The organism is Candidatus Acidulodesulfobacterium ferriphilum, from assembly GCA_004195035.1.
Taxonomy (GTDB): Bacteria; SZUA-79; SZUA-79; order Acidulodesulfobacterales; family Acidulodesulfobacteraceae; genus Acidulodesulfobacterium; species Acidulodesulfobacterium ferriphilum.
Map to the genome: position 1 here is coordinate 114,745 of SGBD01000001.1, position 13,588 is coordinate 128,332.

The following is a 13,588-nucleotide window of genomic DNA, read 5'->3' on the forward strand; positions in this document are numbered from 1 at the left end:
TAAATAATAATCTTAATTTTTTAATCCTTCTATCTTTCTTAAAACCCTGTCCGCCGCAACCATATGTCCTTCTATTGCAAGGTCTTTCGGAGCTATGCCGAAAGAAAGCCCCAGAAGCTCGGTTATAAAAAGCACCGGCAGTCCTATTTTTTCCGAGTATTTTCTCTCGATTTCCCTCTGCCTGACGTCTAAATTTGAATGGCACAGGGGGCAGGCAACAACCACAAGGTCTGCTCCATGTTTTTTAATATCGTATAAGACATTGCCCGTTAAAGCCATTACGACATCCGGCTTGGAAAGCGAGTTAATGGCGCCGCAGCACTCGGTTTTATAAGAATAATCGACGGTCTCCGCCCCCGTAAGACCGACTAATTCATCCATCGACACCGGGTTTTCAGGGTCATCAAACTGCATAATCTTTGGGGGTCTGACTAAAAGACAGCCGTAATAAGAGGCAACCTTGAGTCCCGACAAAGGCTTTTTAACCATGGATTTTATCTTGTCTTTACCGACAATCTTAATCAGAAATTCAAGCATATTATTTATTTCCATATCCGCATTGTAGGGCATCTCTAATGAGTCGGTTATCTTCTTTTTAAGAATCTCATCCGATTTAAGTTCGTGATGGGCGGTTTTAAGCCTGTTAGAGCATGCGGCGCAAGGGGCAAGAACGGACTCGTATCCCTCCCCTTCCGCTATTGCAAGGTTTCTTGCCGGAAGCGCTATTGAAAGATTGTGATTTATGCTGTGAGCCGCCGAAGCCCCGCAGCAATTCCAATCTGGTATTTCTTTAATTTCTATATTTAACGCCTCGAGTATTTTTAACAGCGACACTTCGTATTCAAACGATGTCCCCTTAAGCGAGCATCCCGGATAATATGCTAATTTCATATATATAATTTCTCCCAATAGTTTTAAATTTACTCAAAGTCCTTAAAAATTTTGGCTATTTGATTTAAATCCGAAATCTTTTCCCCGAGCATTTTAAGCTTGCCCTTTTCAAGCATTTTTGGGGCCAAAAACATATCCCTGAACAGATGCCTTGTTTTAAATTTGTACTTTCCTACAAGCTCAAGTTCAAATATTCTTCCGTTGGATTTAACATTGTCCAAAAAGACTTCGTGAAACATCTGAACCTCTTTTTCGGCTTTTGCCGTTATGCCTCTTTTTTCGGCTATTTCTCTCAAAACATCCATAATCCCTGTAACCTCAAAACCCTTTGGACAGCGGGTAGAACAGGTATTGCAGGAAACGCAAAGCCAGATGGTCTTAGAATTTAAAACCTTATCGTCCATACCGAGTTCCGTCATTTTTATAATCTGGTTCGGGGTATAATCCATCTCGAAGTTGACGGGACAGCCTGCGGAACACTTTCCGCACTGATAACATTTGGAAAGCTTATCGTGAAGCATCGCCTCCACCTGCGAAACAAAGTTCCTTCTGTTCTGTTCGTTTATAACCGTTTTCATGTTAATATCCTAAAAAATTTTTATTTTTTAAATTTAAATAAAATTATAAATGCAGTCTTTTTATTTTAGTTTATTTTGAACTTTTAGTCAAGCAAATTTCCGACTTTTTTATTTACAATTTGCATATAAATCATAGTCTTTGAATTTTAAGACATTAACGGGCACAAGACCGTCATAACCTTGAAGACTTTCATCTTTTATGTCTTCAAGGTATAAATATGTGCAGCCGTCGATATCGGGAGATTGAAAGGGGGTTCTTGCCTTAACCGTCCTGTTGCCGATCCCGTCAACGATAGCATTATAAGTCCTGCCGATGTGCTTGGACAATATCTCAGGCAAAAGGTTTCTCTGAGTTTCCATTAATATTTTATACCTTTCGTTTCTAATTCCGGCTCTAATCTTTCCCCGATATTTAAAAGAGTCCGCCCCCCTTTCGTCCGAATATTTAAAAACCCCCAGATTATCGAATTTAACATCTTTAATAAACCCTAAAAGTTCCTCGAAATCCTTATCGGTTTCGCACGGGAAACCCGTTATAAGAGATGTCCTTAAGGCAACATCCCGAATATTATTTTTTAATTTTTGAATTAATTCTATAATATCTTTTTTTGTTTCACCCCGCTTCATGAGTTTTAAAACATTGCCGCTTATGTGTTGAACGGGCATATCGATATACTTCAATATCTTTTCTTCGTTTTTCATAAGGCTTATTAAATCGGCGTTAAATAATCTCTTTGACGGGTAAAGATATAAAAGCCTTATCCATTCTATGCCTTTAATCTTCACGAGTTCCTTTAAAAGTTTATATAAACCGTTTTTGATATTTAAATCTAAACCGTAGTAAGATGTGTCCTGCGATATTACTATTAACTCCTTAACCCCTGTTTGCGCCAGACCGGCCGCCTCCTGCTTTATTTCATCCACGGACCTCGATTTATAGCTCCCCCTGATGGACGGAATAGTACAGAAAGAACAGGTTCTATCGCATCCCTCGGAAATTTTAATATACGCGGTCCTCTTCAGATTAAAATGCTCCCTGCCTGCGTTTTCGCAAGACTTCAAATTTTTATTCGTTACGATGCCGAGTTCGCTAACTATTTTATCTTCGTCGAATGTTGACAAAAACAGATCTACCTCGGGTAATTCGTCTTTTAAGCTTTTCAAATTGTTATTGACTAAACAACCCGTAACGACGATATATTTCGGACGCCCCTCTTCCCTTTTTCGAATTACTTCCATAATGACATCTATGGACTCTTTTCTTGCCGCCTCTATAAACCCGCAGGTATTAATCACGCAAACATCGCAATCGTCCAGATTATATGTAAATTCAACGCCGGAGGTTTTGAGACGGGTAAACATTACCTCGGAATCCACCTGATTTTTTGGACATCCTAAACTGATAAGATTAAAACGAAGGGACATGGCAATAAAATAACTTGACAAATGACTATAAAGTCATTACAATCATATTTAAGTATCGTAATAATATTTTAACCATAAAATTTATAATTAAAATTATAAGGTTATAATATAATATAAAATGTTTTTTTATGCTATTAAAAATTTAAAATCATGCCAAATTTTAAATCTTTTATTAAATCCTTAATATTTTTATTTTTTATACCGTTTTCTTTAATTTTAATTTCAAACCATTCTTCTTATGCGTCTTCTTATTCGGCAAAAAAATCAAACAAGACAAACCCTGATTTATTAACATTTAACGCGTATAACAACGCGCCTGAAACCGATGAAAACATTCCCGCCGCAATAAGTTTGAAAACGGCTTTAGAAATTGCCCTCAAACATTATCCCGGAATAATGGCATCCAAATACTCTTATGTATCATCCATATACGCCAAAAATCAATCTCTTTATCTGTATTATCCGCAAATTTCCGGAAATGCGGGGTTTTCTAAGAATTCGGTTATGGATGTCAATAACAGCGGCATAACTACAGTTAACGGGCAAGTATATCAGACAGGTACAAGGGGAATAAATTATTCTTTAAACAATTACTCGGGAAGCATTAACGCAACTTATATGTTATACTCGTTCGGCTCCCGTTATTACAATTATCTCAGCGCAAATTATAACATGAAGGGGGCTAAAGCCGGTTACAGCCTCACGATAAATAACGACCTCTACAATGTAATCCTTAATTTTGCCACATATTTTGCGGACAAGGAATTAATGAAAGCCGATAAGGAAAATCTAAAAAACAGCGAAATCCAGTATAAAGCCGCCGGCGCATTTTACAGGGTCGGAACGGGGAACCTCTTAGACGCCGAAACGGCAAGGGCAACGATGGAAACGGCAAGGGCAGCTTATATAAACTCGATATACATTGTAAAAATTGCAAGACTGGCGCTGCTCAACTCGATAGGGCTTCCTCCTTCAAAACAATACCATTTTGTTAATACGCTTAAATTTAAACCTTTTAATTTAGCATTAGATAAACTTATAAAAAAGGCATTAAAATTTAACCCCCAGCTAAAAGAATCCTTATATGCGGTTAAATCCTCGGAGTCATCCGTGAGGGCGGCAACAAGCGGATACTTTCCTACTTTTAACGCCGATTTCTCATATACGGGGCAAAACTCTTCGTTTCCGCTAAACAGAAATTATTCAGCCGGTCTTTCCGTTTCCATACCTATCTTTAACGGGTTTTTAACCCAAAATAAAATCGAATATTCCAGGGCTATATTAAACAGTAATATATGGAACAGGCGGCTTACCGAAGATAATCTTGTTTACGGCGTCTCCGGCGATTATTACGCTATTTTAAATCAGTATTCAACGGTAAAGGCGCTCAAATCATCGGCGGATGCCTCAAAACTCGCATATCAGCTTGCGCTAAAAAGTTATGAGGTCGGGGTGGGCTCTATGGTTCAGCTTGTAACGGCAAACGCCCAGTATATATCCGGCATAACAAGTTACATAAACGCCAAGTTTACCTATTTTTACCAAAAGGCCAAGCTTTATTCCGACCTGGGTTTGATGTTGGAACATTATATAAAACGATAAAGAACTGGATGAGCCGTCTAAATGCCGGCGGCTTTAAAACATACCTGCCGCAGCCGGCTGGGATAAAATTAAGGTGAAAAAATGGGGAAAAATAAAAAAATTATTTTAATAATCGCAGTTATTCTGATTATAATATCGGCTATTTCTTATTTTATAATAAAATCGGGGTCAAAGCATCCTGTTTACGAGCTTTACGCCGTCAAGCCCATGACGATACAAAAATATGTTACGACATCGGGAACCGCAAATCCAATCAATACAATAAATGTAGGGGCTCAGGTATCGGGAAGATTTTCAAAACTTTATGTCTGGTATAACTCCGTCGTAAAAAAGGGACAGCTTCTTGCCGAAATAGACCCTACTCCTTTTATTCAAAAAGTTGACCAGGATAAAGCAAATCTTGCATCCGCAAGAGCAAATGTTTTAAAGCAAAAAGCCCTTCTGGCATACGACAAACTTACATACATCAGGGATAAAAAATTATGGGAAGAAAATCTCATAGCCCACGCCACGGAGCAAAATGCGTACAGCATATATCTTCAGGACAAAGCCCAGCTTAAATTCTTAGAGGATGCCGCTAATGCCGTTAAATCCCAGCTTGCTCAGGATGAAACCAATCTTTCATACACAAAGATATACTCACCCGTAAACGGCGTTATTATAAATGTAAGCGTCGTAGTCGGGCAGACCGTCGCTTCAACCTTCCAGACCCCGAGCCTTTTTACTATAGGAGAGGACCTTAAGGAAATGGAAATATATACTACGACAAATGAAGCGGATCTCGGCGGCATAAAAAAGGGGGACAGGGCATCGTTCACCGTATATGCCTATCCCGATAAGACATTTTGGGGATATGTTCACAACATAAGGATAAACCCGACAACAGTTTCGGGAGTGGTAAGCTATAATGTTACGATATACTTTAAAAATCCGGACGGGTTAATCCTTCCGGGGATGACGGCAATTCCTAAAATTTATGTTTCGGAAAAAAAAGGCGTTCTCGGCGTGCCTAATGCTGCCTTAAGATTCATTCCGCAGGACGAAAACAAAGAGATTTTAGACAACTTATCCAAAAAACTGAAGGTCGGCGAGGGCGTCGTATGGGTATTGAAAAACAAAATGCCGGAACCGGTAATAGTAAATCTCGGCATAAACAACGACAGCGACACCGAGATTATTTCCAAAGATATTAAAGTGGGAACGGAAATAATAACGGGCTTAAAATCGAATTATCAGGCTACCGGGACGCCGGGAAGAAGACTCTTTTTCTAACCCAAAATTGCCGATGGAGATTGTTAAATATATCGCAATGCATTAAAAACACTGGATTCCTGCTTACGCAGGAATGACTTTGCAGATTTTTAAGTTTTCACCCAACGGGTGTCATTCCTGCGTAAGCAGGAATCCAGAAAATAAAATCTCTATCGGCAATTTTGGGTTCTAAGTAAGGTATTAACTATGAATATGGACTATGATATTCCGGGCGGCAATTCCCCTCTAATAAGGCTTGAAAATATCGGTATGATTTATAAAATCGGGGATATTTCTTATGAGGTGCTAAAAGGTATAAATCTTATTGTCGAAAACGGTGAATTTGTCTCCATAATGGGGGCATCAGGCTCGGGAAAATCCACTCTTATGAACATATTGGGATGCCTTGACAGACCCACCGCCGGAAAATATTTTCTTGAGGGCAGGGATGTTTCTAATTTAACTTCCGATGAACTTGCCGAGATAAGAAACAAAAAAATAGGGTTTGTTTTTCAGGGTTTCAATCTTATCCAGCGGCTTTCGATCGTCGAAAATGTCGAACTGCCCCTGTATTATTCGGGCATGCATTCGAAGGAAGCGACGGAGATGGCAATGGAAGCGTTAAAACTCGTTGACCTTGCGGATAAAGAAAACAAATTTCCTAACCAGATATCCGGAGGGGAACAGCAAAGGGTCGCTATAGCAAGGGCGATAGTAAACAACGCTCCTATTATTATGGCGGACGAACCGACAGGCAACCTTGATTCCGTGAGGGGAGCGGATGTAATGAGATTTTTCAAAAAAATTAACGAAGAAAGAGGGGCAACGATTATTCTTGTATCGCACGATAAAAACATAGCTAATTACGGAAAAAGACTTATAACCGTTAAAGACGGGGTAATTATATCTTCGGCTATATCTGAGGCAAAACTATGAAACGGGTAAAATTTGCATTTTTTCTTGACTTGAAATCGGCTTACAAAACGCTTCTTAGAAATAAAATAAGGTCTCTTTTAACGATACTCGGAATAATTATAGGGGTAGGCTCGGTTATCGCAACCGTCAGCATAGGACAGGGGGCTTCGGAAGCTATCCAGAGCACGATAAATTCTATGGGTTCCAATATGCTTATAATCCTTCCTGGTTCATCTTCGTTAGGGGGCGTTCACACAGGCTTCGGAATATTGCCGACGCTGACCCTGGACGATGCCTACGCAATAAGGAAACTCCCCGCCGTAAAAACCGATTCGGGAAATCTCGGCATGGCTCAGCAGGTTATATGGCGCGGCAATAACTGGTCAACACTTATAATGGGCGCAAGTTCGACATTTCCTGAAATTAGAGACTGGCCTGTCGCCAAAGGAACGTTTTTTGACCATCAGCAGGTCGTATCGGCGGCAAATGTCGCCGTTATCGGCAATACCGCGGCAACGGAGCTTTTTGGACTTATTAATCCTATCGGACACATTATACTCATACATAATGTCCCGTTCACGGTAATCGGCATTTTATCGGTCAAAGGCTTTAACGCATTCGGCCAGGATCAGGACGACACGGTAGTAATACCTATAACTACGATGCTGGAAAAAATCGCCGGAACTACATGGGTACATGCCATAGCGGTATCGGCAAAATCAAAGGAGGATACCGTTATAGCCCAGTCGGAAATTACCGCCCTTTTAAGACAAAGACATCATATCCCGCTGCACAAGCCAAATGACTTTTTTGTAAGAAACCTTACCGAAATCGCACAGGCCGCAAATTCCAGCGCCAACACATTTACTATTCTTCTGGCAAGCATAGCCGCCGTTTCTTTGCTTGTAGGAGGCATAGGGATAATGAATATAATGCTGGTTTCGGTTACGGAAAGAACAAAAGAAATAGGAATCAGATTGGCGGTAGGCGCTAAAAAGAAAGATATTCTCAAGCAGTTTCTTATAGAATCTTCGGTGTTGAGTCTTTTCGGAGGAATACTGGGCATAGCCGCCGGAATAGGCATTTCAAACTCGATATCGGCTTTTTCCCCGCTTAAAACCATCGTTACGACGGAACCTATAATAATATCGTTAGTATTTTCTCTGTGCGTAGGAATATTTTTCGGTTTTTATCCGGCTTTTAAAGCCTCGCGAATGAACCCCGTGGAAGCGCTAAGGTATGAATAATCAGGACAGGCATTTTTCGATTACCTCGTCAAATGCGGTTGAGGTCGGACTTACCCCTTCATAAGGCACTGCGCCCGCCTCTTTTAGCGCATTAATAAAATCCTCGCCGGAAACATATATCGTATTTGACGGTTCTACAACCTTTCCTTTGATTATAACGCAAGGGCCGGCGGGATCGTTTTTGTCTTTAAAATCCTCCGGAATTATCGAAATCTTGACATTTCTAAAGGTGGAAATAATAAGCCACACGATAGACGAATACATTTTACACCGGCCGTGCGGGGGACATTTCGTAATAATTTTTACTTCGACCTGCTCCATTTTGCCTCCTTTTTTATTTTGCCTTCCTCCTTAATCCTGTAATAGAAATTTTATTTTCTGGATTCCCGCTTTCGCGGGAATGACAATGCGGGAATTTAACTTTTAACCCAAAGGGTGTCATTCCCGCGAAAGCGGGAATCCAGAATTACTTAATATTGGAATATCTTAAATATTTTCTAAATCGGGATTCGTGTTCCTATTTCCGCTTACTATTTCAAATTAGTTAAATTTCTGTTATTATATTAATAAGATATGAGATTACGGTGGATTCATTATAACATAAAATAAAATTAAATAAAAAATATCATATTCGATGTTTAAAACATTAAAAGAAAACATAAATTCGGTTTACGAAAGAGATCCTGCGGCAAGAAGCACGTTAGAGGTATTATTGTGTTATCCCGGCCTTCATGCCGTTTACTTTCATAAATTATCCCATTTTTTATGGGAACATAAGCTGCGGCTTTTGGCCAGATTGGTATCTCAATTTGCAAGGTTTATAACAGGCATAGAAATTCATCCGGGGGCTAAGATCGGCAAAAGGTTTTTTATAGACCACGGAATGGGAGTCGTTATCGGCGAAACAGCCGAAATAGGGGATGATGTTACCATATACCACGGAGTTACTCTTGGAGGAACGAGCTGGAAAAAGGAAAAAAGGCACCCCACAATCGAAAATAATGTTATGATAGGAGTAGGGGCTAAAATATTAGGGCCTCTGACGGTTGGGCATGACAGTAAAATAGGGGCTAATTCGGTGGTCGTAAACGGAGTTCCTCCTCATTCCACGGTTGTCGGGATACCGGCAAAATCGGCAAAAAGGGACGAATCGGAGGTTCATGACCATATCGACCTTGAACATAACAGGTTATTCGACCCCGCTTTTTACGAGATTTCGCTTTTAAAGTCTAAAATATCTGAGCTTGAAAAAAGGATTCAAGGAATTGAAGCAGGAGACAGGCACGGTTCAAACCTGCAAAGCGGGACTGCGGGAAAAAATTCGCCGCAATAAATTAAAATTATAAATATTTGCAATTTGCAAAGAGGTGTTAAAATAACATGAGGCTTTCATCAAAGGGACAATATGCGGTAAGGGCTATAATCGATTTATCGTATTATTCTAAAAATAACCTTATACCCATCAGTTTAAAAGATATAGCCGAAAGAGAATCGATTTCTATCCACTACCTGGAGCAGATATTTTTTACATTAAAAAAAGCGGGCATCGTTAGAAGTTTAAGAGGGCCGAATGGGGGATATGTGCTTAACAAGAAACCATCGGATATCCTGATAGGCGACATAATAGCTTCCGTAGAACCCATTGAAATAATCAGCTGTATAAGTAAAGCTAAAAATAAAAAAGAATGCGAGAGAAAATCTATCTGCCTTGCTTTCGATATGTGGAATTCAATTTCTACCAAAATAACCGGGTTTTTAAATTCGATTACGATAGAAGATGTTATAAATGAATATAAGCAAAAATCTAATAGGAAATTACTGGAAAAACCCGCAAAGATTAGCGCAAAAAATTGCTGAATATGCTTATTAAATTAGGTGCCGTCCGAATACTTTAACGAATAAAGGGTTGATATTTATTTAAAATTTTAATAGATGCCGAGAATTTATTTAGATTATAATGCTACAACGCCGTTAGACCCGATAGTTTTGGAAGAGGTGATTAATACATTAAAAAACTTTCAGGGGAATCCCTCAAGCGTATATGAAGAGGGAAGGGCCGCAAGGATTTTAATAGAAGATTCGAGGGATTTCGTTAAATCTTTTTTGGATGCGGGCGGGGAGGGTGAAATAGTTTTTACCTCATCCGGTTCGGAATCGATTAATCTTGCAATCATCGGAGCGGTTTACGCATATAAAAGGCTTAATAAAAATAAAACTCCCCATATAATTACATCTCAGGTAGAGCATCACGCGGTGCTTAATACATTTAAATTTCTGGAAACCCAGGGGGTCGAGACAAGCTACATCGGCATTAACGAATTTGGCGAACTCATTATAAACGACCTTATTTCAAGTATCAAAGAAAACACTATTTTGGTTTCCGTTATGGGGGCGAATAATGAAACCGGCACAATATTCCCTTTAAAACAGATACTTAAAGCGGTAAAAAATGCAAAAGATAATATCTTATTTCACAGCGACCTGGTTCAAATTATCGGAAAAAGCGGTTTTAGCCTGAAAGATATTCCTCTCGATTTATGCAGTTTCTCGGGACATAAATTTTATGCGCTCAAAGGGTGCGGGGCATTGTACATAAAAAAGGGGGTAAAAATAGACCCTGTAATATACGGCGGACATCAGGAAAGAGGCTTAAGGGCCGGAACGGAAAACACGGCAGGGATTGTTTCCATTGCGAAAGGGCTCGGCGTTTTTAAAAACGGCATGGATGATGAACTAAAAAGGATAAGCGTTTTCGGAGGCATTTTCTTAGACAAACTTTTTTCGGCTATAGAAGGAATCAAGTTAAACGGCCATCCGGTAAACAGGCTCAAAAATACCGTAAATGTCTCTTTTGACGGCGTTAAAGCAGAGTCTTTATTATTTAACCTCGACCTTTACGGAATAAGCGCATCGGCGGGTTCTGCCTGTAATGCGGGGGCTATTTCTTTGTCCCATGTTTTAAGAGCGCACGGCTATGATATAAAAAGAATAGAATCGGCCATTAGATTCAGTATAGGGAGATTTACGACTATGGATGACATAGATTACGCGATAAGCGCAATAAAAAAGGGGGTATTAAAACTTAGGGCAAATCCCGTATAAAAATTATTAAGTTTAACGGTATTTGATTATATGGATTCCCGCTTTTGCGGGAATGGCAAGCCAATAAAAATGTTTATAAAATCCAAAAGAACGGTTGCGGTGGCGATGTCGGGAGGCGTTGACAGTTCCGTCAGCGCAATAATACTTAAAGAAAAGGGGTACGGGGTAATAGGGGTTTCGATGCACCTATTGAATGCCGGCCATTCCGAAGCAAAAACATGCTGCAGTATAGACGATATTCTTGATGCTAAAAAGGTATGTGTCAGGCTCGGCATACCCCATTTTGTCATAAATCTGGAAGAAGAGTTTAGAACCTTCGTTACCCTTCCTTTCGTCTCCGAATATATTAACGGGAGAACCCCAAATCCCTGTATTTCATGTAACCGCATTCTAAAATTCGATATTTTATTAAAAAGAATTAAGGAATTAGGCGCGGAGTTTTTAGCGACTGGACATTATGCACGGATAACAAAAAATAAAAACGGGCAATATTTCCTTTTAAAGTCAAGGAATGTTCTTAAGGACCAGTCTTATGTCCTTTACAATTTAACCCAGAACAGCCTTAAAAGCATTATTTTCCCCGTGGGCGGCTTTGACAAGGAATATACAAGAAAAATCGCTTTGGAAGCGGGTTTTAGCCAAATATCAAACAAAAAAGACAGCGTGGATTTATGCTTTATTTCCGAGGGAACCTACTCCGGATTCATCGAAAAACAGATTAAACTTTCTAAAAATAAGGGGCTTATAAAAAATTTAAGGGGCGATATTGTAGGCGAGCACAACGGCATTTTTAACTATACGGTCGGGCAAAGAAAGGGGCTTGGCTTACCTTCAAAATCGCCCTTATATGTCGTAAAAATATCTGCGGATACCAACGAGATAATTGTCGGAAACTTGGAAAGTTGCTATAATAGCGAATTATATATAAAAGATTTTAATTTTATTAACCCTTACGGCGGGGCGGAGCTTAATAAAATGGATTTAACCGTTAAAATAAGATATTCTTCGCCGGATTATAAATGTAAAGCCTTTGTTTTGAAAAATGGGGAGATTAAAGTATTATTTGACGAACCCGTCAAATTTATAACCCCGGGACAATCCGCAGTTTTATATTCGGGGCTTAAGGTTGTCGGCGGCGGAATAATATCGTAAATAGTCTTATTAAATATGGAAAAAATAGAAACTAATAACATAACTGACATAAAAAACGGAATACTCGAATCGTTCAATTTAAATCTTGATGACCTTAGGGACATTCAAGACGGTAACGGCGCCGTCAATTGCGCTTTTATCTCCTCAGGCTGCAAGCTTAACCAGTTTGAATCGTCTCAATTCGAGGAAATGTTTAAGCAATTAAACATAAATATCGTGAAACCTGATTTAACCGCTCAAAATATGCATTTAAACCTTAAATCCAATCCAAAAAATATTCAACTGTTTTTCTTAAACACCTGTTCCGTAACCGAAAAGGCCGATACCTATACAAATAAAATCATACGAAAGATTAGAAGAAATTATCCCGAAAGCCGCCTCATATTAACCGGATGCTCGGCAGAGCTTAATAAAAAAGATTTCTCAAGGCTTCCGAATATAAAATTAATCGATAATATCAGGAAGGCAGGATTGTTAAAAACTGCCTCGGAAACGCTCCCCGACACTATATTAAATCAAAAGAGGGTAAGACCCTACCTGAAAATACAGGAGGGGTGCGAAACGGAATGTTCATTTTGCATCATACCGAAAGCAAGACCCGTAAAGTGGTCTTTAGATATTAAAGCCGTATTAAATTCCGTTAAGGAATTTAATGCTCTCGGTTATAAAGAGGTTATACTTACGGGCGTAAATATAGGCTCATACGAAAGTAAAATCCGGGCGGGCAAAAACGGAAAGGGGCAGGGATTTAAGGAATTATTAAAAAGAATCGAGGAATTAAATATCCCGATAAAAATCAGAATAAGCTCTATCGACCCGATTTATATCGACGACGAACTAATCGAAATTTTTGCAAATAGCAAGAAAATACAAAACCATTTTCATATTCCCCTGCAAAGCGCTTCAAACAAAATACTTGCGCTTATGAACAGGCATTATAATTTTGAGGATTATATGAAAATTGCCGAAAAATTAACAGGTAAAATCAAAGATGCGGCGATAGGCACAGACATTATAAGCGGATTCCCGGGCGAAACGGAAGAAGATTTTTTAGACGCCGCGGGCAGCCTGAGCAGATTGCCGATATATTACATTCACGCTTTTTCATATTCGGACAGGACCGGCACCAAAGCCTGCTTAATGAAACCAAAGATTGACGGGCGGGTTATAAAACAAAGAACTAATAAAATTATGGAAATTTCTCTGCAAAAGAAAATAGATTTCCACCTTAAATTTAAAAATAAATCTCTGGAATTTTTAAGCCTTCCGGGCAATAAGGCAGTGAGTTCGAATTATATAAAGGCAAAACTGCGCAAAGATAATTTAACGATACCTCCCGGCAAATTGTTTAAAGGTAAAATTATAGAAACCGAAGATTTGCACGCTAAGGACGAAGTATTAATCGCATTCGAGGATTTTATTTAA

At 39.2% G+C, this 13,588-nt stretch carries 13 protein-coding genes; 9 read left to right on the forward strand and 4 right to left on the reverse strand.

Features of this window, described 5'->3' with window-relative positions:
* Positions 1 to 12: 12 nt before the first annotated feature.
* The 3 genes from EVJ47_00605 to rimO all read right to left on the reverse strand — a co-directional run bounded on the left by EVJ47_00605 (position 13) and on the right by rimO (position 2,915).
* Complete coding sequence (locus tag EVJ47_00605) at positions 13 to 891, reverse strand: heterodisulfide reductase subunit B (protein ID RZD14820.1); 879 nt, start codon at positions 889 to 891, stop codon at positions 13 to 15.
* 29 nt (positions 892 to 920) lie between these two features.
* Entirely contained in the window at positions 921 to 1,469 is a 549-nt protein-coding gene (locus EVJ47_00610) for a 4Fe-4S dicluster domain-containing protein (GenBank protein RZD14821.1), read from the reverse strand.
* 108 nt (positions 1,470 to 1,577) lie between these two features.
* Positions 1,578 to 2,915 (reverse strand): 30S ribosomal protein S12 methylthiotransferase RimO, encoded by a 1,338-nt coding sequence (rimO, locus tag EVJ47_00615; protein ID RZD14822.1) that lies wholly within the window; start codon positions 2,913 to 2,915, stop codon positions 1,578 to 1,580.
* Between the two features lie 129 nt (positions 2,916 to 3,044).
* Here rimO and EVJ47_00620 point away from each other — a divergent pair, with 129 nt between their 5' ends.
* The 4 genes from EVJ47_00620 (at position 3,045) to EVJ47_00635 (ending at position 7,909) form a co-directional block, all read left to right on the forward strand.
* On the forward strand, positions 3,045 to 4,496 hold the full coding sequence (locus tag EVJ47_00620; protein RZD14823.1) for a TolC family protein: 1,452 nt from the start codon (positions 3,045 to 3,047) through the stop codon (positions 4,494 to 4,496).
* Positions 4,497 to 4,577: 81 nt separating this feature from the next.
* Positions 4,578 to 5,768, forward strand: coding sequence for an efflux RND transporter periplasmic adaptor subunit (locus tag EVJ47_00625; protein RZD14824.1), 1,191 nt, complete (start codon positions 4,578 to 4,580; stop codon positions 5,766 to 5,768).
* 192 nt (positions 5,769 to 5,960) lie between these two features.
* A complete protein-coding gene (locus tag EVJ47_00630) occupies positions 5,961 to 6,683 on the forward strand; it encodes an ABC transporter ATP-binding protein (GenBank protein ID RZD15524.1) in 723 nt (240 codons plus the stop codon).
* Positions 6,680 to 7,909: an FtsX-like permease family protein gene (locus EVJ47_00635; protein RZD14825.1), complete on the forward strand. Its 1,230-nt coding sequence runs from the start codon at positions 6,680 to 6,682 to the stop codon at positions 7,907 to 7,909. Before EVJ47_00630 ends, EVJ47_00635 begins: the two co-directional genes overlap by 4 nt.
* Here the strand turns inward: EVJ47_00635 and EVJ47_00640 are convergent, their stop codons facing one another.
* Positions 7,910 to 8,230: a hypothetical protein gene (locus EVJ47_00640; protein ID RZD14826.1), complete on the reverse strand. Its 321-nt coding sequence runs from the start codon at positions 8,228 to 8,230 to the stop codon at positions 7,910 to 7,912. It abuts the gene before it with no gap.
* 313 nt (positions 8,231 to 8,543) lie between these two features.
* Here EVJ47_00640 and cysE point away from each other — a divergent pair, with 313 nt between their 5' ends.
* From cysE to EVJ47_00665, 5 genes are all read left to right on the forward strand, one after another.
* On the forward strand, positions 8,544 to 9,242 hold the full coding sequence (gene cysE / locus EVJ47_00645; GenBank protein ID RZD14827.1) for a serine O-acetyltransferase: 699 nt from the start codon (positions 8,544 to 8,546) through the stop codon (positions 9,240 to 9,242).
* Positions 9,243 to 9,289: 47 nt separating this feature from the next.
* A complete protein-coding gene (locus EVJ47_00650) occupies positions 9,290 to 9,766 on the forward strand; it encodes an RrF2 family transcriptional regulator (protein RZD14828.1) in 477 nt (158 codons plus the stop codon).
* Between the two features lie 75 nt (positions 9,767 to 9,841).
* Positions 9,842 to 11,011 carry a cysteine desulfurase gene (locus EVJ47_00655; protein ID RZD14829.1) on the forward strand — a complete coding sequence of 390 codons (1,170 nt, stop codon included), beginning with the start codon at positions 9,842 to 9,844 and terminating at the stop codon, positions 11,009 to 11,011.
* Positions 11,012 to 11,041: 30 nt separating this feature from the next.
* Positions 11,042 to 12,163, forward strand: a complete 1,122-nt coding sequence (gene mnmA / locus EVJ47_00660) for a tRNA 2-thiouridine(34) synthase MnmA (GenBank protein ID RZD14830.1) — start codon at positions 11,042 to 11,044, stop codon at positions 12,161 to 12,163.
* 15 nt (positions 12,164 to 12,178) lie between these two features.
* Positions 12,179 to 13,588: a MiaB/RimO family radical SAM methylthiotransferase gene (locus EVJ47_00665; protein ID RZD14831.1), complete on the forward strand. Its 1,410-nt coding sequence runs from the start codon at positions 12,179 to 12,181 to the stop codon at positions 13,586 to 13,588.

Coding starts and splice junctions, on each gene's coding strand:
- EVJ47_00610 (RZD14821.1), bottom strand. CDS start 1,469: ATGAAAACGGTTATAAACGAACAGAACAGAAGGAACTTTGTTTCGCAG.
- EVJ47_00635 (RZD14825.1), top strand. CDS start 6,680: ATGAAACGGGTAAAATTTGCATTTTTTCTTGACTTGAAATCGGCTTAC.
- EVJ47_00630 (RZD15524.1), top strand. CDS start 5,961: ATGGACTATGATATTCCGGGCGGCAATTCCCCTCTAATAAGGCTTGAA.
- EVJ47_00605 (RZD14820.1), bottom strand. CDS start 891: ATGAAATTAGCATATTATCCGGGATGCTCGCTTAAGGGGACATCGTTT.
- EVJ47_00655 (RZD14829.1), top strand. CDS start 9,842: ATGCCGAGAATTTATTTAGATTATAATGCTACAACGCCGTTAGACCCG.
- EVJ47_00650 (RZD14828.1), top strand. CDS start 9,290: ATGAGGCTTTCATCAAAGGGACAATATGCGGTAAGGGCTATAATCGAT.
- EVJ47_00640 (RZD14826.1), bottom strand. CDS start 8,230: ATGGAGCAGGTCGAAGTAAAAATTATTACGAAATGTCCCCCGCACGGC.
- EVJ47_00665 (RZD14831.1), top strand. CDS start 12,179: ATGGAAAAAATAGAAACTAATAACATAACTGACATAAAAAACGGAATA.
- EVJ47_00620 (RZD14823.1), top strand. CDS start 3,045: ATGCCAAATTTTAAATCTTTTATTAAATCCTTAATATTTTTATTTTTT.
- mnmA (RZD14830.1), top strand. CDS start 11,042: ATGGATTCCCGCTTTTGCGGGAATGGCAAGCCAATAAAAATGTTTATA.
- EVJ47_00625 (RZD14824.1), top strand. CDS start 4,578: ATGGGGAAAAATAAAAAAATTATTTTAATAATCGCAGTTATTCTGATT.
- cysE (RZD14827.1), top strand. CDS start 8,544: ATGTTTAAAACATTAAAAGAAAACATAAATTCGGTTTACGAAAGAGAT.